Annotated in this window: 16 protein-coding genes; 8 read left to right on the forward strand and 8 right to left on the reverse strand. The window is 71.8% G+C overall.

Features of this window, described 5'->3' with window-relative positions; all coding sequences use genetic code 11:
• Window positions 1-8 precede the first annotated feature (8 nt).
• Window positions 9-752: a zinc ribbon domain-containing protein gene (locus ACZ4UU_RS03380; protein WP_468036410.1), complete on the reverse strand. Its 744-nt coding sequence runs from the start codon at window positions 750-752 to the stop codon at window positions 9-11.
• Window positions 749-1,603: a Nif3-like dinuclear metal center hexameric protein gene (locus ACZ4UU_RS03385; RefSeq protein ID WP_468036211.1), complete on the reverse strand. Its 855-nt coding sequence runs from the start codon at window positions 1,601-1,603 to the stop codon at window positions 749-751. Before ACZ4UU_RS03385 ends, ACZ4UU_RS03380 begins: the two co-directional genes overlap by 4 nt.
• A gap of 233 nt (window positions 1,604-1,836) precedes the next feature.
• Between ACZ4UU_RS03385 and ACZ4UU_RS03390 the strand changes: the two genes are divergently transcribed.
• Window positions 1,837-3,015, forward strand: a complete 1,179-nt coding sequence (locus tag ACZ4UU_RS03390; protein WP_468036212.1) for a hypothetical protein — start codon at window positions 1,837-1,839, stop codon at window positions 3,013-3,015.
• Between the two features lie 95 nt (window positions 3,016-3,110).
• Window positions 3,111-3,275 carry a hypothetical protein gene (locus ACZ4UU_RS03395; RefSeq protein WP_167366203.1) on the forward strand — a complete coding sequence of 55 codons (165 nt, stop codon included), beginning with the start codon at window positions 3,111-3,113 and terminating at the stop codon, window positions 3,273-3,275.
• 78 nt (window positions 3,276-3,353) lie between these two features.
• On the opposite strand, the gene ACZ4UU_RS03400 is transcribed toward ACZ4UU_RS03395, so the two are convergent.
• The 6 genes from ACZ4UU_RS03400 to ACZ4UU_RS03425 form a co-directional block, all read right to left on the reverse strand.
• Window positions 3,354-4,292: a 3-oxoacyl-ACP reductase gene (locus tag ACZ4UU_RS03400; protein ID WP_468036213.1), complete on the reverse strand. Its 939-nt coding sequence runs from the start codon at window positions 4,290-4,292 to the stop codon at window positions 3,354-3,356.
• A gap of 25 nt (window positions 4,293-4,317) precedes the next feature.
• A complete protein-coding gene (locus ACZ4UU_RS03405; protein ID WP_468036214.1) occupies window positions 4,318-5,394 on the reverse strand; it encodes a Zn-dependent alcohol dehydrogenase in 1,077 nt (358 codons plus the stop codon).
• A 32-nt stretch (window positions 5,395-5,426) separates the two neighbouring features.
• Window positions 5,427-6,284, reverse strand: a complete 858-nt coding sequence (locus tag ACZ4UU_RS03410; RefSeq protein WP_468036215.1) for a MaoC/PaaZ C-terminal domain-containing protein — start codon at window positions 6,282-6,284, stop codon at window positions 5,427-5,429.
• Between the two features lie 754 nt (window positions 6,285-7,038).
• On the reverse strand, window positions 7,039-7,884 hold the full coding sequence (locus ACZ4UU_RS03415) for a hypothetical protein (protein WP_468036216.1): 846 nt from the start codon (window positions 7,882-7,884) through the stop codon (window positions 7,039-7,041).
• Window positions 7,885-7,913: 29 nt separating this feature from the next.
• Window positions 7,914-8,453 (reverse strand): SigE family RNA polymerase sigma factor, encoded by a 540-nt coding sequence (locus ACZ4UU_RS03420; RefSeq protein ID WP_468036217.1) that lies wholly within the window; start codon window positions 8,451-8,453, stop codon window positions 7,914-7,916.
• A gap of 136 nt (window positions 8,454-8,589) precedes the next feature.
• Window positions 8,590-10,026: an MFS transporter gene (locus ACZ4UU_RS03425; RefSeq protein ID WP_468036218.1), complete on the reverse strand. Its 1,437-nt coding sequence runs from the start codon at window positions 10,024-10,026 to the stop codon at window positions 8,590-8,592.
• Window positions 10,027-10,266: 240 nt separating this feature from the next.
• Here ACZ4UU_RS03425 and ACZ4UU_RS03430 point away from each other — a divergent pair, with 240 nt between their 5' ends.
• From ACZ4UU_RS03430 to ACZ4UU_RS03455, 6 genes are all read left to right on the forward strand, one after another.
• Entirely contained in the window at window positions 10,267-12,009 is a 1,743-nt protein-coding gene (locus ACZ4UU_RS03430; RefSeq protein WP_468036219.1) for an MFS transporter, read from the forward strand.
• 131 nt (window positions 12,010-12,140) lie between these two features.
• Window positions 12,141-12,791: a class I SAM-dependent methyltransferase gene (locus ACZ4UU_RS03435; protein WP_468036411.1), complete on the forward strand. Its 651-nt coding sequence runs from the start codon at window positions 12,141-12,143 to the stop codon at window positions 12,789-12,791.
• Window positions 12,792-12,855: 64 nt separating this feature from the next.
• On the forward strand, window positions 12,856-13,803 hold the full coding sequence (locus tag ACZ4UU_RS03440) for an N-acetylmuramoyl-L-alanine amidase (RefSeq protein ID WP_468036220.1): 948 nt from the start codon (window positions 12,856-12,858) through the stop codon (window positions 13,801-13,803).
• Between the two features lie 193 nt (window positions 13,804-13,996).
• The gene (locus tag ACZ4UU_RS03445) at window positions 13,997-14,767 is read left to right on the forward strand and encodes a hypothetical protein (protein WP_468036221.1); all 771 of its coding nucleotides are present in this window, start codon (window positions 13,997-13,999) and stop codon (window positions 14,765-14,767) included.
• Window positions 14,768-14,873: 106 nt separating this feature from the next.
• Window positions 14,874-15,887, forward strand: coding sequence for an LLM class F420-dependent oxidoreductase (locus tag ACZ4UU_RS03450; protein WP_468036222.1), 1,014 nt, complete (start codon window positions 14,874-14,876; stop codon window positions 15,885-15,887).
• A gap of 47 nt (window positions 15,888-15,934) precedes the next feature.
• Window positions 15,935-16,228 carry a hypothetical protein gene (locus ACZ4UU_RS03455; RefSeq protein ID WP_370257044.1) on the forward strand — a complete coding sequence of 98 codons (294 nt, stop codon included), beginning with the start codon at window positions 15,935-15,937 and terminating at the stop codon, window positions 16,226-16,228.
• Window position 16,229: the final 1 nt, after the last annotated feature.

The following is a 16,229-nucleotide window of genomic DNA, read 5'->3' on the forward strand; positions in this document are numbered from 1 at the left end:
CAGAGCTCTCAGAGGCCGGACTCGGCCGTACGCACCAGGATCCGGCGGCAGTTCTCGCAGCGGACCACGGTGTCCGGCGCGGCCTGGCGGATCTCGTTCAGCTCGGTGATGGCGAGCTCCTGGCGGCACCCCTGGCAGGTGCGCTGGTACAGCTTGGCCGCGCCGATGCCGCCCTGCTGCTCGCGCAGCTTGTCGTAGAGCTTGAGCAGGTCGGCCGGGACGGCGCTCGCGATGACCTCGCGCTCCTTCGTCACGGTGGCCACCTCGCCGTCGATCTCCTCGAACGCGGCGTCCCGGCGGGCGGTCGCGTCGTCGACCTTCCCCTGGACGGCGCCGACCCGCTCGGTCAGCTCGGCGACCCGCTCCTGCGCGGACTCCCGGCGCTCCATGACCTCCAGGACGATGTCCTCCAGGTCGCCCTGGCGCTTGGCGAGGGAGGCGATCTCGCGCTGGAGGTTCTCCAGGTCCTTCGGGGAGGTGATGGCGCCGGAGTCCAGGCGCTGCTGGTCGCGGGTGGCGCGCTGGCGCACCTGGTCCACGTCCTGCTCGGCCTTGGTCTGCTCGCGGGCGGTGTCGCTCTCCTCGGTCTGCGCGGCGACGAGCAGGTCACGCAGCTGGGTGTGGTCCTTGGTCAGCGACTCGATCTCGGCGTGCTCGGGCAGCGACCTCCGCCGGTGCGCGAGCTGCTGGAGACGGACGTCGAGGGCCTGGACGTCGAGGAGGCGGATCTGGTCGGCGGGCGCGGCGTTCAGTTGGGGGCTCCAGATGGATCGGTGACGGAGGATGCCGCGTGGGCGGTCCAGGGGTCGGTGACCGTCTTCGAGACGTGGACGCGCAGGTCCCATCCGTTGCGGTCGGAGATCTCGTCGAGCTGGGTGGCAGCCAGCTCGCACCAGGGCCACTCGGTGGCCCAGTGCGCCGCGTCGAGCAGCGCGAGAGGACTGTGGGCCACGGCCTCGGACGCCGGGTGGTGGCGGAGGTCCGCGGTGAGGAAGGCGTCGACACCGGCGGCCCGCACCTGGTCGAAGAGACTGTCCCCGGAGCCGCCGCTGACGGCGATCGTGCGGACCGTCGCCTCGGGGTCGCCGGCCACGCGGATGCCCTGCGCGGTGGCGGGCAGCCGCTCGGCGGCGCGGGCGGCGAGTTCACGGACGGTCAGCGGGTGGTCGAGTTCGCAGACACGGCCCAGGCCCCGACGGCCCGTCGGGTCGCTCGTGTCCGGCACCAGCGGTCGTACGACCCGCAGGTCCAGGGCGCCGGCCAGGGCGTCGCTGACTCCCGGGTCGGCGGTGTCGGCGTTGGTGTGCGCCACGTGCAGGGCGATGTCGTTCTTGATCAGCGTGTGCACGACCCAGCCCTTGAAGGTGGAGGCCGCGACGGTCGTCGTACCGCGCAGATAGAGCGGGTGGTGGGTGACCAGCAGGTCGGCGTCCAGCTTCACCGCCTCGTCCACGATCTCCTGCACCGGGTCGACGGCGAACAGGACCCGGGAGACCCCCTGGTCGGGGTCGCCCACGACGGTGCCGACCGCGTCCCAGGACTCGGCCCGCTCGGCGGGCCACAGGTTCTCCAGCGCGGCGATGACTTCAGACAGACGGGGCACGAGGGAAAGGCTACCTGGCTGTTCCGTACGGCTGTACCGGTCCCGGAGCCGTCGGATCGTGCCTCGTGGCGGACGCCCCGGCCACCCGCGGCACGACCGGCCCCGCCCAGCACAATCACCCCCGTCACCACAGGCGAATCGTTCCTGGGCCACCCCTTTGTGTGAAGCCGAACCTCGCTGATCCCACGTCCGTGCGTGCGAAAACTAGCTTCGTTACCGGAGGTGACCGGACCATGACGGCCTGTGCGATCGAGCCTGCGGCGGAGCACGAGGACGGCGACTCGCCTCGGGCGGGATGCAGCATCACGGCGGACGGTTCCTACGCCGCCCGTCTCGCCCCGGCCGGCGACTGCTGGTTCCCCGAGCGCTGGACCCTGGACGGCCCCGAGCCGTACGCCGTGCCGCTGCCCGCCCACCAGCCGGAGGAGCCCGGCACCGAGGTGCAGCCGATGGGCGACGGGCGGGTCCTGATCTGCCGCGCGACCGACGGACGGCACATGTTCTCGCTGCTGTACCCGACCGGCCCCGGCACCGGTGAGCTGCCGCTGGGCGCGGTGCAGTGCCCGGACGACCAGACCCGGCTGCGGCTGCTGCCCCCGGCGCCGGGCGGCGACAAGGCGTACGCGCTCGCGGTGGGCCGGCGCTCCAGCACGGTGTGGCTGGTGGCGGGGGGCGCCTTCGGGCCCGAGCGGCTCGCGGAGGTCCCGGGGCGCTGCTCGGGCGGGGTGTGGCTGGACCGGGGCGGGCGGATGCTGGCCCTGGACCGGGAGTCCGGGGGCCGTACGAAGGCCGTCGTGGTCGATCTGGAGCGGGGCGGCGAGGTGTCCGCGCTGCTGCAGATCACGGACGACAGCGACGACCGGTTGGCGCTCGCCGACCCGGACAGCGGGCTGCTGCTGATCCGGTCGGACGCCCCCTCGCCGGGGCAGGAACGGTTGGGCTGGGGTGTGCTGGGCAGCACGCTGCCGGTGCGTTTCCCGGAGTGCCTGCGGATGCCCGACTGCGTGGTGACACCGTTCGCGATCCAGCCGGGGCAGGTACTGACGCCGGAGGGCTGCGGGGTGGCGTTGCGCGTCGACGGCCGGGCCGGCAGCTGGGTCGGCGTGTGGCGCCCGGCCGACCGTCAGGTACGTCATCTCCCGGCGCCGGAGGGGTGGTTGGCGGGGTCGGGGTGGTGGACGCGGGACGGGGTGCTGCAACTGCCGTACGCGACAGGGACGGTGCCTTGCGGAGTAACGCGCTGGGAAACCCCCCAAAGGGGCGCGGGGAACCGCGCGACAAGCCACGACGGCGCAGCACCCGCCCAACCACGGGACCCGGCACCCACACAGCCACAGTCCCCCTCGCCCCCCGCGCGGACGCGCCCCGTACCGTTGCAGCAAGCCCCGTTGGGCGGTCTTGTAACGAAGTAGTGGCGGTTGGCGTGGGCGCCTGGATTCGGCCCACGGTGATCCGGTTAAACTCGCCCGGCTGTAAGAAAGATCATGTTGACGGGGTGAGTTTTCCGATGAGTAACGCCAGCACGACCCAGCCGGGGCCGGCCGACGTTCACGACGTTCAGAAGGCCGCCGGTCACGGCAGGCACCGGGGCCCGGTGTCCGCCCAGGACGGCGAGACGGCTCCCCGCGGTCGTCACCGCAAGCCGGTCGAGGAGACCGAGACGGCCGCCTGACGCCGCGCGAGCAACGGCATACGGCCCTGTCCCCACGAGGGACGGGGCCGTTCCCGTGTCCGCAGCCGTCAGCCCGCGTCAGCCCCGCTTCAGCCCCAGCACCTCCGCCGCCCCGAACGTCTCCCCCGCCGGCCGCCCGGCGTAGTGCGAGGTGAGCAGCGCGTCGAGCTCGTCGTACGTGAACGTCTCCTGCTTGCTGTCGAACTTGGCGGCGATCCGCGGTCGTTCGACGATGGCCACCATGCCGCCGTGGACGACGAGCAGTTGGCCGTTGATCCGTGCGGCGGCCGGCGAGGCCAGATAGCCGACGAGCGGGGCGACATGCTCCGGGGCGAGCGGGTCCAGTCCGTCGTCCGGCCGGGCGAGGCCCGCGAAGACGTCCTCGGTCATCCGGGTGCGGGCGCGCGGGCAGATGGCGTTGGCGGTGACGCCGTACTTGGCGAGCGCGAGGGCGGTGGAGGTGGTCAGTCCGACGATGCCGCCCTTCGCGGCCGCGTAGTTGGGCTGTCCCGCCGATCCCGCGAGGAACGCCTCCGAGGAGGTGTTCACGATCCGCCCGTACACCGGGCCGCCCACCTCCTTGGAACGCTCGCGCCAATGCGCGGCGGCGAAACGGGTGGTGTTGAAGTGCCCCTTGAGATGGACCCGGATCACCGAGTCCCACTCCCCCTCCGCCATGGAGAAGACCATGCGGTCGCGCAGGATGCCCGCGTTGTTGACCAGGATGTCCAGCTTGCCGAACTCGGCGACGGCCAACTCGACCAGCGCGGAGGCCTGTTGGAAGTCGGCGACGTCACCGGTGTGGGCGACGGCCGTGCCGCCGGCCGCGCGGATCTCGGCGGCCACCTCCTCGGCGGGCCCGGCGGAGGCCTCGCCCGAGCCGTCCCGGCCGGGCTGTCCGTAGTCGTTGACGACGACGGCCGCGCCGAGCCGGGCCAGCTCCAGCGCCTCGGCCCGGCCGAGCCCGCGCCCGGCACCGGTGACGATCGCGCACAGGCCTTCGAGTGGCAGTGACATCAACGCCCCTTCGCAGCAGGTGGGTTCAGATCTCTATGCACGTACGCAGCGCCGTGCCCGTCCGCATCTGGTCCAGGGCCTCGTTGATCTCGCTCAGCGGCACCCGGTGGGTGATCAGGCCGGCGAGGTCGATGCGGCCCGCGCGCCAGAGGGCGATCGTGCGCTCGTAGGAGCGCAGGACGTCTCCACCGCCGTACATGGACGGCAGGATCCGCTTCTCGTCGAAGAACAGCTCGAACATGTTGAGCTGGAGGAAGTCGTCCATGGCGCCCGCGCCGACGACGACCAGGGTGCCGCCGCGCCGGGTGTTCTCGTAGGCCGTGCGGGCGGTGGCCGACCTGCCGACGACCTCGAAGACGTAGTCGAAGCCCTCGCCGGCGGTGACCTGCTGTTTGGCGTCGGCCAGCCCGTCCGGGGCGACGGCCTTCGTGGCGCCGAACCTGAGCGCGGCCTCGCGTCGCGAGGCCACCGGGTCGACGGCGACGATCTCGGCGGCGCCCTTGAGCCGGGCGCCCTGGATCGCGGAGATGCCGACGCCGCCGCAGCCGATGACGGCGACCGACGAACCGGCCTCCACGTCGGCGGTGTTGAGCGCGGCCCCGAGCCCGGTGGTCACCCCGCAGCCGATGAGGGCGGCGATGTCGAAGGGCACGTCGTCGGGGATCGGCACCGCGCAGCCGGCGTCGACGACGACCTCCTCGGCGAAGGTGCCGGTGCCGGCGAAGCCGAAGACGTCCCCGGCGGGTCGCTTGAAGTTGGGGGTGCCGGCGTTCATGAACCCGGCCAGGCACAGCTCGGTCTGGCCGCGCTTGCAGGCGGGACAGGCACCGCAGGCCGGCAGCCAGCAGACGACGACCCGGTCGCCGGGCTTCAGGTGGCGGACGCCCTCCCCGACCTCGACGATCTCGCCGGCGCCCTCGTGACCGGGTACGAAGGGGGCGGGCTGGGGCAGTACGCCGTTCATCGCGGACAGGTCCGAGTGGCACAGCCCGGTGGCCCGTACCCGGACCCTCACCCGGCCGGGCCCGAAGCCCACCGCCTCGACGTCGTCGAGGACCTCCAGCTTGTCCTGGCCGGTCTCGTGCAGTACGGCTGCGCGCATGGTGCGGGCTCCCCTCGTACGGCGTTCTGGGTTCAGGAGTGTTCGACGACGGTGTCGGCGAGGACGGGCGCGTCCTCCCGCTCGACGGCGCTGACGGCGACCCGTACGGCACCTTCCTGCCGCCACATGCGGATACGCAGGGTCTCCCCCGGGTACACGACCCCGGCGAACCGGGTGGTGTACGCCCGCACCCGGGTCACGTCGCCGCCGAGCAGGGTGTCGACGACGGCCTTCAGCGTGATGCCATAGGTGCACAGCCCGTGCAGGATGGGCCGCTCGAATCCGGCGACCTTGGCGAACTCGGGGTCGGCGTGCAGCGGGTTCCAGTCGCCGGAGAGGCGGTAGAGCAGGGCCTGGTCCTCGCGGACCGGCCGCTCGACGGTCCGGTCGGGCTCTCCGGCCGGGGGGTCGAGGCGGGCGGAGGGGCCGCGGTCGCCGCCCCAGCCGCCCTCGCCGCGGATGAAGATCTGGGCGTCGTTGGTCCACAACGGCCCGTCGGCGTCGGCGACTTCGGTGCGCAGGACCAGGACGGCCGCCTTGCCCTTGTCGTGGACGGCGGCGACGCGGTGGGTGGCGGTGGCGGTGCCCGTCGCCGGGAGGGGCCGGTGGACGGTCAGCGACTGGCCGCCGTGCAGGACACGGGCGAGGTCGACCTCGATGCCCGGCATGGACAGTCCGCTGATCACGCCGGGCGAGCCCGAGCCCGCGACGGTGGCGAAGCTGGGCAGGACGTGCAGGCGGGACTCCAGGGTGTAGCGCAGCTCGTCGGGGTCGGTGGCCGGGATCCCCGCCCCGATGCCCAGGTGGTAGAGCTGGACGTCCTTGGAGTTCCAGGAGATCTCGCCGGTCCGGGGTTCGGCGGCGAGCGCCTTGGCTGCGTCGATGGGCATACGGCTCCTGACAGTGGCTTCAGGTCAAGACCCCGGTACGGCCGTCCGCACCGTCGGCCGCACCGAGGTCGTCGCGGGCCGATCTAGAACGCGTTCCAGTCCGGCGACCTCTGTATAGCCGAGGGCACGGCAGTTGTGAAGGCTCCTGACGGCGTGTCAGGTCTGTATGGGTCTGCCGTACCGCAGCGCGGGCTTCCTACGGTCGCGGCTAGGGCCTGTTGCGAAAGTGCTGGTCACAGCCACTCGTTGAGGACTGCGACCAGCACGGTCGCCTCAAGGCGGACGGCCAGCTTTCGCATCTCGTAGCTACAGCCCGGCGGGAGTGGCGCGCTCAAGGCGGGTCCGTGGAGAGACGGAAACGCCCAGACCGTCTGCTGGGCAACCGCGAAATCGAGGCTTCCAGGCAGGACAGGTCATTGGCGGTTGAGATTGCGGGTCACTCCGGCGGCGATGGTTGTGGCGAGGATCCAGCCTGCTGCGATCAGGAGACCCCGCAGGGGCGATGGCCTAGGGATCTATCGCGAAAGTGGACGAACAGCCAGTGGGCCCGGCTGGAGCCGTTGCTGCCGCAGAGCATCAAGCCGGGCCGTCCGCCGGTGTGCAACCCGCACGCCGCGCATACGAACTTCGCTCGGGTGACGCGGTTCTCCTTCGCGACATGCCCGCAGGACGGGCACCCGCAACCGCATGGAGGCACCGCGGGAGGCACGTCAGCAGGGGGCTGTGAACCGGGACGCGAACCGCCCGGGCCGCCTTACTTCGTCACCGCCACCGAGTTGAACTCCGTCCCCTCGGGGGCCACGCACACGAACCAGCTCACCGGCGAGCCGCCCACCGGGCGGATCAGGAGGTTGTCGCTGCTCAGGTCGATTCCGTCTCCTCCCGACGGGTCGCGTCCGGCGCCCATGGCCTCCCACTCCGTGGGGACGTCGGTGGTCGAACCGTCCTTCCAGGTGCAGGTGACCTGCTGAGCGGTCACGGCGACCTGGCCGACGACCAGCCGCTTCGGGCCCTGCTCGCCGGGATCCACGGACACCGCGGCGGCCTCGATGTCCCGGCCGGACAGGTTGTCCTCCTCGGTGAACGCGTCCTCGATCATCACCTCTTCCTTCCCCGAGTCGCCGTACTCGCGCACCACGAAGTACGAGGCCTTGCCGACGAGTTCGGAGGCATCGCCCAGCCCCGTCGGGGTCTGCCCGAACTCCCGCATCGCGGCGAGCTCGGCGGACGCCTCGCGCTTGTCGCGCGGTGCCTGCCAGACGTCGATGAGGACCCGCCACTTCTCGCCGTGGTCCGTCCCCGACGCGAGCAGGGTTCGCGAAGGCGTACGCACGTCCGGCGCGGGCGGCGCGGTGGGCGGGCTGGTCGCCACCGAGGAGCCCCGGTTCCCGTCCCCGTCCGGCATCCCGGCCACCGCCAGGGTCCCGGCCGAGCCCGCCAGAGCCAGGGCGGTAGCCGTGGCCACCGCCCAGCGGCGGGCCTTGCGGCGGCGGCCGCCGCGGAGCACGGCGTCGTAGGGGGCTATACCGATCTCGACCTCGTCCGCGGCGTCGGCCAGCAGGACGGCGATGTCCGAGTGGGTCATGTCGTGGCTCGTCATCCCGTGGTTCCTCTCCCGGTTCGCGCTCATCAGCTCCGCGCTCCCTGCGTGACCGTCTCCGCCAGTCCCGGTATGGCGCGGAGTTTCGCGATGCCCTTGGCCGCGTTGCTCTTCACCGCGCCGATGGAACAGCCCATCGCCTCCGCCGTCTGTGTCTCGGTCAGGTCCTCCCAGTAGCGCAGGACCACTGCTTCCCGCTGCCGTGTCGGCAGTTGGGCCAGCGCCGCCAGCAGGGCGCTGCGGTCGTCGGCCTGCGCGATGCGGTCACCGGCGTCCGGCACCTCGCGGGCCAGCCCCGAGTCGTCCTTCGGCGCCAGGAACTCCCGTAGCCGCCGTCGGTGTTTGCGCGCGTGCGCGTTGATCATCATGCGCCTCACGTAGGCCTCCAGGTCGTCGGCCGACCCGACCTTGCGCCAGGCCACATAGACCTGCTCCAGCGTCGACTGCACCAGATCCTCCGCGGCGTGCTGCTCCCCCGTGAGGAGAAATGCCGTCCGCAGCAGGCGCGGCCAGCGGCCGATGACGAAGCTCTGGAACTCCGAGTCCCGAGCCGCCTTGCGATCCCCCATGGGCACCTCCTTGATATTCAAAGGAGTCCATGAGGCGCCCGGACCGTTGCCTCCCGACGCACGCCAGTTTCCACCCGGGCCACGGAGTCGCTGGTTCGCCTCCCGCAACCCCGCCGACTCGCCTGGGCCCGGCGACTCAGGCCGCGGCCGCAGCCGACCGCCGCGGCAGCCACACCAGCATCAGCACCACTCCCCCGCCCAGCACCCACGCCCCCGTCCGGAACGCCAGCGCGTACCCCTCCGTCAGCGCCTCCGGCGTCGCGGTGCCGCCGGTGCGGGCCGCCGCCAGGGTCGACAGGACCGCGAGGCCCAGGGAACCGCCCATCGTGCGGGAGGTGTTGACCAGCCCCGACACCAGCCCGGCCTCCCCCGGGTCCGCCCCGGACGTGGCCAGCGCCGCGAGCGGGGTCGCGGCGAGGCCCGCGCCCAGCATCATCAGGATGCCCGGAACCATGATCGAGGTGACGTAGCCGCCCGTCACGCTCAGCGTCGACTGCCAGCCGAAGCCGACGACGGCCACGAGCGTGCCGGTGACCGCCACCGTGCGCGTGCCCATCCTCGGCATGAGCCGGGGCGCGAGCTTGGAGCCGAGGAGCACGGCCAGCGAGCTCGGCACCAGCGCCAGGCCGGCCTCCAGCGGGGTGTAGCCGAGCACGTTCTGCGCGTACAGCGTCATGAAGAACCACATGCAGAACATCGCCGAGCCGCACAGGAACATCGCCACGTTCGCCGACGACACCGCCCGCGCCCGGAACAGCTTGAGCGGCATCAGCGGGGCCGCCGTACGCGCCTCCACGAGGACGAAGACGCCGATCAGGGCGAGACCGGCGAGCAGCGGCACGACGGTGGCCGTCGCCGTCCAGCCCGAGGCCTCCGTCTGCGAGATGCCGTACGCCAGCGTCGCCAGCCCCGCCGTGACCAGCACCGCGCCCGGCAGATCCAGCCGCCGCCCGTCCCCGGCCCGGCTTTCCACGAGCCACAGCAGCGAACCGGCCAGCACGACCGCGCCCACGGGCACGTTGATCAGCAGCACCCACCGCCACGACAGCACGTCCACCAGCACCCCGCCGACGAGCCCGCCCGCCGCACCGCCGCCCGCGCCGACAGCCGTCCACGTGCCTATGGCCCGCGCCCGCGCCGCCCCCTCCGGCACCGCCGCCGTGACGATCGTCAGCGTCGAGGGCGCCAGCACCGCGGCGCCCAGCCCCTGCACGGCCCGCGCGAGCAGCAGCTGCCAGTCCTGCTGGGCCAGCCCGCCGGCCAGCGAGGCCATGGTGAACACGGCGAGCCCGACGAGGAACATCCGCTTACGGCCGTACAGGTCCCCGGCCCGCCCGCCGAGCAGCATGAACCCGGCGAAGGCGATGGCGTACGCGTTCACGACCCACTGCAGGCCCTGCGCGCTCATCCCCAGATCGGCCCGCATCGAGGGCAGCGCCACGTTCACGACGGACACGTCGAGCACGACGAGGAACTGTCCGGCGCAGGCGAGCGCCACCACCAGCCAGGCGGGGGGCGCGGTACGGCGGGACAGGCGGGCGGTGGCGTCAGCGGCTCCGAGCATGAGTGTCATGGTCTCAACGACCGACGCTCCTGGCATCAGAAATTGGACCCAGACCCTCCGCCACCGATCGACCTAGGCCCGTCGTCCCCTGTCGACCCCGGTCACCCCCAGTCATCCCCGTCATCCCCGTCATCCCGGGTCGCCCCCAGACCCCCGCCATCCCGGCCCTCCCCCAAGAGAAGGTCAAAAAATCGTTAGCTGGCCAAAGCATCGGAATAGTTGCCCAGGCACACCGGGTTGGTCCCTCACATGACACAAACGACGAACGACCAGCCCACCGGCAGAGCGACCGGCCCCCTCGTCCCGGTCCTCGCCTTCGCGGGCATCGTTGTCGCGGTGATGCAGACCCTGCTCGTCCCGGTCATCAAGGACCTGCCGCAGCTGCTGAGCACCGCGCCCAGCAACGCCACCTGGGTCCTGACCTCCACCCTGCTCTCCGGCGCCGTCGCCACCCCGATCATGGGCCGTCTGGGCGACCTGTACGGCAAGCGGCGCATGCTGATATCCAGCCTGGCCGTCATGGTGATCGGCGCGCTGGTCAGCGCGGTCACCAGCGATCTGATCCCCATGATCGTCGGCCGTACCCTCCAGGGCTTCGCGATGGGCGCGATCCCGCTCGGCATCGGCCTGATGCGCGACATGCTCCCCCGCGAGAGGCTCGGCTCGGCGATGGCCCTGATGAGCTCCTCCATCGGCGTCGGCGGCGGCCTCGCCCTGCCCGCCGCGGCCCTGGTCGCCCAGAACGCCGACTGGCACGCCCTCTACTACGGCGCCGCCGGCCTCGGCGTCCTCTCCATCGCCCTCACCCTCCTCGTCGTACCGGAGTCCGAGGTCCGCGCGGAAGGCACCTTCGACCTCCTCGGCGCGCTCGGCCTCTCCGCCGGCCTCGTCCTCTTCCTCCTGCCGATCACCAAGGGCAGCGACTGGGGCTGGACGTCCGGCCTCACGCTGGGCATGTTCGCCGCGTCGGCCGTCGTCGTCCTCCTCTGGGGCGTCTACGAACTGCGCACGAAGGCCCCCCTGGTCGACCTGCGCACCACGGCCCGCCCGGCCGTCCTCTTCACCAACCTGGCGTCGATCATGGTCGGGGTCAGCTTCTACGTCGTCTCCCTCGTCCTCCCCCAGCTGCTCCAGCTCCCGAAGGAGACCGGCTACGGCCTCGGCCAGTCGATGGTCGTCGCGGGCCTTCTGGTCGCCCCGCTCGGCCTGACGATGATGTTCACGGCCCCCGTCTACGCCCGCCTCTCCGCCAAGTACGGCCCCAAGACCACTCTCATCCTCGGCATGCTGATCATCGCCATCGGCTACGGCGCCGGACTCGGCCTGATGAGCGCCCCCTGGCAGAGCCTGGTCATCTCGGTGGTCCTCGGCGCGGGCATCGGCCTGGCCTACTCCTCCCTGCCCGCCCTGATCGTCGGCGCGGTCCCGGCCTCGGAGACGGGCGCCGCGAACGGCCTCAACACGCTGATGCGCTCCATCGGTACGTCGGTCTCCAGCGCCGTCATCGGCATGGTGCTGGCGAACACCGCGAACGACGTCGGCGGCGTCGAGATCCCGACGATGCACGGCTTCCGGGTGTCCTTCCTGATCGCGACGGCCGCGGTCGCGGTGGGCCTGGCGCTGGCCCTCTTCCTCCCGAAGCAGCGCCCCGCCTCCACCCACCCCCAGCTGCGCGCCAGCAGCGAGGAGGACGCCAACCTGGAGCGCGCCGAGCAGGCCCTGCGCGGCTTCCGCGGCCGCGTCGTGGACGCCGAGGGCACCCCGGTCGCTCGCGCCAAGGTCACCCTGATCGACCGCCGCGGCCGCCAGGCCGGCGCCACCCTCTCGGCCGAGGACGGCACCTACACCCTCACCGTCCCCACCCAGGGCGCCTACGTCCTCGCCGCCCGGGCCGACGGCCACGCCCCGCTCGCCTCCTCGGCGACGCACGCGGGCGACGACTGCGCGGTGGACGTGGACCTGGCGTTGCCCGGGGAGACGGTCAACGCCTGACGCCCCTCCGCCTGACACCCTCCACGTACGCCCCCCGGCGTCCACTCGGCGGGGGGCTTTGGTGCACCATGAGCACCCAGCACACCAGCGCACCCAGCACCCCACGCACCCGTACGACCGAAAGGGACCCCATGGCCCCGTCACCCAAGCCCGAGATCCTGGCCGCGTTCGAGGCGGCGAAGGGCTTCATGCCGGTGGACGAGGGGCTGGCCCTGTACGCGGCGGCGGTCGAGGCCGGGCGCCTCGGCCTCCCTCTCCTGGAGGTCGGCACCTACTGCGGCCGCTCCACGATCCTGCTCGCCGACGCCGCCCGCGCGGCCGGGGTGATAGCCCTCACGGTCGACCACCACCGCGGCAGCGAGGAGCAGCAGCCGGGCTGGGAGTACCACGATCCGGAGACGGTGGACCCCGAGATCGGCCTGATGGACACGCTGCCGACGTTCCGCCGCACGCTGCACACGGCGGGCCTGGAGGAGCACGTCGTCGCCCTGGTCGGCCGCTCCCCGCAGGTGGCGAAGGTCTGGGGCACCCCGCTCGGCCTGGTCTTCATCGACGGCGGCCACACCGACGAACACGCCACCGCCGACTACGAGGGCTGGGCCCCGCACGTCGCCGAGGGCGGCCTGCTCGTCATCCACGACGTGTTCCCGGACCCGGCGGACGAGTTCACGGGCCAGGCCCCCTACCGCGTGTACCTGCGGGCGCTGGAGTCCGGCGCGTTCACCGAGGTGTCCGTCACGGGCTCGCTGCGCGTGCTGCGGCGGACGGGGGCAGGCGTCTGAACTCCGGCGCCGCCCGATCGTGCCTTCCCGCCGCGGGCCGCGGTCGGCCCGTAAGGTGGCAGGCGTGTCGTACGTAGGCCCGGACTTCGATCCTCCCCAGCCCCGCCGCAACCGCCGTCGAACCCTGACCGTCGCGCTCGCCGCCCTGGTGCCCGGGGCGCTGCTCGGCTGGGTGGTGTACGAGGCCGTGGGCAGCCCCGGCGACGGCGGCGGCTCGGGCAACGCTGCCGTACGGCCGTCCTCCGTGACGCCGTCGGACACGGCGCCGACCATCTCCGCCACGAACGACGACAAGCCCCCGGGCCCCACCCCCACCCCGGAGTCCGCCCCCGCCTCCGGCCCTCTCAAGGGCAAGGTCGTCGTCATCGACCCGGGCCACAACCCGAACAACTTCCAGCACACGGCCGAAATCAACCGCAAGGTGAACATCGGCACGAACTGGAAGGAGTGCGACACGACGGGGACGTCGACCAACGACGGCTACAGCGAGGCCAAGTTCACCCTCGACGTCGCCCACCGCATGCGCACCCTGCTGGAGAAGCAGGGCGCCACGGTCAGGTTCACCCAGGACGGCGACCGCTCGTGGGGCCCCTGCGTGGACGAACGCGCCCAGATCGGCAACAAGGCGCAGGCGGATGCCGTCGTCTCCGTCCACGCCGACGGAGCCGGCACCGGCCAACGCGGCTTCCACGTCATCCTCCCCGGCAAGGTGAACGCGGGCGCCGCCGACACCGGCCCCATCGTCACCCCCTCCCGCGACCTCGGCGAGCGCATCGCGGGCTCCTTCGTCCGGGTCACGGGCAGCGCTCCCTCCAACTACGTCGGCGACGGCACCGGTCTCGTCACGCGTAAGGACCTGGGCGGTCTCAATCTGTCAACGGTTCCCAAGGTGTTCATCGAGTGCGGCAACATGCGCGATAGCAAGGACGCGGCGTTGCTCACCAGTGGCGCTTGGCGGCAGAAGGCGGCGCAAGGGATCTCTGAAGGGATCGTGAGTTTCCTGCGCGGGTAGTGGTCCATGGGCTGATCCAGGCGGACACCCTCGTCGGTCGGACGATAAGGTCGTCCTTACGATGAGGGGCCACCCCCGCGCTTCACACCGGGGCCTGACGGCGACATGGTGACAGCGACGCCTCTACCGACGACGAGACGACCGACGAAGGACCTTTGAAGTGAATATCCGCTCCCTCACTCGAGGCGACGGCGTGGTGATCGGAGCAGCGGTGTTGCTGTTCATCGCGTCTTTCCTCAGCTTCTACAGCGCTGAAGGCGTCTCCGACACTCCGAACGCGTGGGAACAGCTCTACACCGGCATGGGCGCCTACCTGGGCGGAATCATCGGCGCCGCCCTGATCGTCGTCAACCGCCTCCTGCCGCAGCCGCGCAAGGTGGCCGGTCTGGAACTCGGTGCGACCGGTACGGCCTTCGCCATTCTGGACGCGTGGATCCTCTTCTGGTTCCTGGTGGACGTCCCCGACGGCATCGAGGCAGGAGCCGGTCTCATCCTTGGCTTCCTCTCCGCCCTGATCATCGCCGGCGGCGGCATCGCCACCCCCCTGGTCCCCGCCCTCCAGGCCGCCCTCCTCCCCGCCCCCAGCCCCGCCGCCCCTCAGCCCTACGGCGCCCAGCCCCCCGGTGGTTACGGCTACCCGGGTGCTCAGCAGCCGCAGGCCGGGCAGCCGTACGGCGGTCAGCCGCAGGCCGGGCAGCCGTTCGGCGGGCAGCCCCAGGCACCCCAGGCACCCCAGGCGCCGCAGGCACCGCAGGCGCCCGCCGCGGACTTCTCGCCGTTCTGGTTCGCCGTGCCCGTGGCGCGGCCGCTGTTCGCGGAGGACGGTTCGCCGACGCCGATCGCCGAGCTCGCGCCGGGCACCTGGTACCTGGCCGTCGAGCAGCGCGGTCCGGCCCTGGTGGCGCAGACGCAGGACGGTCGCCGTGGTGTCCTCCAGGACACGTCGGGCATCCAGCGCGGCTGACCACAGCAACTGAAGCCGTACGAGCGGCCCCTCGCCCTTCCCGGTGAGGGGCCGTCGTCGTACAGTCGCAAGCCAAAGCAGAACTGACGGTGTGTCAGGAGGCGGCATGCGGCTCGGGCTCGCACTCGGTTACTGGGGTCGCGGCCCCTCCGCGGACCATGTTCCCCTCGCGCAGGAGGCCGAGCGGCTGGGATACGACTCCGTGTGGACCGCTGAGTCCTGGGGGTCCGACGCGTTCACGCCGCTGACCTGGATCGCCGCGCGGACGTCAAGGATCAGGCTCGGTACGGCCGTTGCGCAGATGGCCGCCCGGTCTCCGACCACGACCGCCATGCACGCCCTCACCCTCGACCACCTCTCCGGCGGGCGCATGATGCTGGGGCTCGGGCTGTCGGGGCCGCAGGTGGTGGAGGGGTGGTACGGGCGGCCGTTCCCGAGGTCGCCGCTGACCGCCACGCGCGAGTACGTCGACGTCGTACGGCAGGTCCTGCGCCGCGAGGCACCAGTCGAGCTCGACGGGCGCTTTCACGCCCACCCGTATCGCGGCCCGGACGCCACCGGCATCGGGAAGGCGCTGAAACCGATCACCCATCCCCTGCGCGCCGACCTCCCGGTGCTGCTCGGCGCCGAGGGGCCGAAGAACGTCGCGCAGACGGTTCGGATCGCCGACGGCTGGCTGCCGTTGTACTGGTCGCCGAGCAGGCCCGAGGTGTACGGGCAGGCGGCGCTCGCCGAGCTGCCGGAGGGCTTTGTCGTCGCCCCCATGGCCCGGGTCCAGGTCTGCGACGACGTCTTGGAGGGGCTCCTGCCCGTCAAGGTCATGCTCGGCTTCTACATCGGCGGCATGGGGCACGCGGCCCGTAACTTCCACGCCGATCTCATGGCGCGCATGGGGTACGAGGAGGAGGCGCGGCGGATTCAGCGGCTGTTCCTGGAGGGCCACCGGGAGGAGGCCGTGCGCGCCGTTCCGGACGCCTTCGCCGACGAGATCTCCCTCGTCGGGCCGCGTGAACGCATCGCCGAGCGGCTGGAGTTGTGGCGGAAGGGGCCGGTGACGGATCTGCTCGTCCTCTCCCCCGACCGGAACACCCTGCGGGTGCTCGCCGAGCTCAACTCATAGTCCGGCACGGCGGGTTTCATCCGCGATTCCAGGGCTACCCGCAGGGCATGTCCCCTCGATATCGCAACGGTGCCAATCAGGCCGGCACGGTCATAGCGATCGTCGCCGACGTCATGGCCCTCGTCCTGGGCCTCTGGATCCTGATGTACCTACTGGACGCCAACCGCGCCAACGACTTCGTCCAGTTCGTCCACGACGTGGCCCGCTGGCTGGCGGGATGGTCGCACGACCTGTTCACGTTCGACGAGGAGTGGGCGCGGGTGGTGGCCGGTTACGGCCTGGCGGCGGTGGTGTACCTGTTCGTGGGCCACGCCATAGCCAATCGAGTACATCGGCACTGAC

It is taken from the genome of Streptomyces sp. NPDC028907 (genome assembly GCF_055564995.1).

Coding starts and splice junctions, on each gene's coding strand:
- ACZ4UU_RS03390 (WP_468036212.1), top strand. CDS start 1,837: ATGACGGCCTGTGCGATCGAGCCTGCGGCGGAGCACGAGGACGGCGAC.
- ACZ4UU_RS03395 (WP_167366203.1), top strand. CDS start 3,111: ATGAGTAACGCCAGCACGACCCAGCCGGGGCCGGCCGACGTTCACGAC.
- ACZ4UU_RS03400 (WP_468036213.1), bottom strand. CDS start 4,292: ATGTCACTGCCACTCGAAGGCCTGTGCGCGATCGTCACCGGTGCCGGG.
- ACZ4UU_RS03405 (WP_468036214.1), bottom strand. CDS start 5,394: ATGCGCGCAGCCGTACTGCACGAGACCGGCCAGGACAAGCTGGAGGTC.
- ACZ4UU_RS03410 (WP_468036215.1), bottom strand. CDS start 6,284: ATGCCCATCGACGCAGCCAAGGCGCTCGCCGCCGAACCCCGGACCGGC.
- ACZ4UU_RS03415 (WP_468036216.1), bottom strand. CDS start 7,884: ATGACGAGCCACGACATGACCCACTCGGACATCGCCGTCCTGCTGGCC.
- ACZ4UU_RS03420 (WP_468036217.1), bottom strand. CDS start 8,453: ATGGGGGATCGCAAGGCGGCTCGGGACTCGGAGTTCCAGAGCTTCGTC.
- ACZ4UU_RS03425 (WP_468036218.1), bottom strand. CDS start 10,026: ATGACACTCATGCTCGGAGCCGCTGACGCCACCGCCCGCCTGTCCCGC.
- ACZ4UU_RS03430 (WP_468036219.1), top strand. CDS start 10,267: ATGACACAAACGACGAACGACCAGCCCACCGGCAGAGCGACCGGCCCC.
- ACZ4UU_RS03435 (WP_468036411.1), top strand. CDS start 12,141: ATGGCCCCGTCACCCAAGCCCGAGATCCTGGCCGCGTTCGAGGCGGCG.
- ACZ4UU_RS03450 (WP_468036222.1), top strand. CDS start 14,874: ATGCGGCTCGGGCTCGCACTCGGTTACTGGGGTCGCGGCCCCTCCGCG.
- ACZ4UU_RS03455 (WP_370257044.1), top strand. CDS start 15,935: ATGTCCCCTCGATATCGCAACGGTGCCAATCAGGCCGGCACGGTCATA.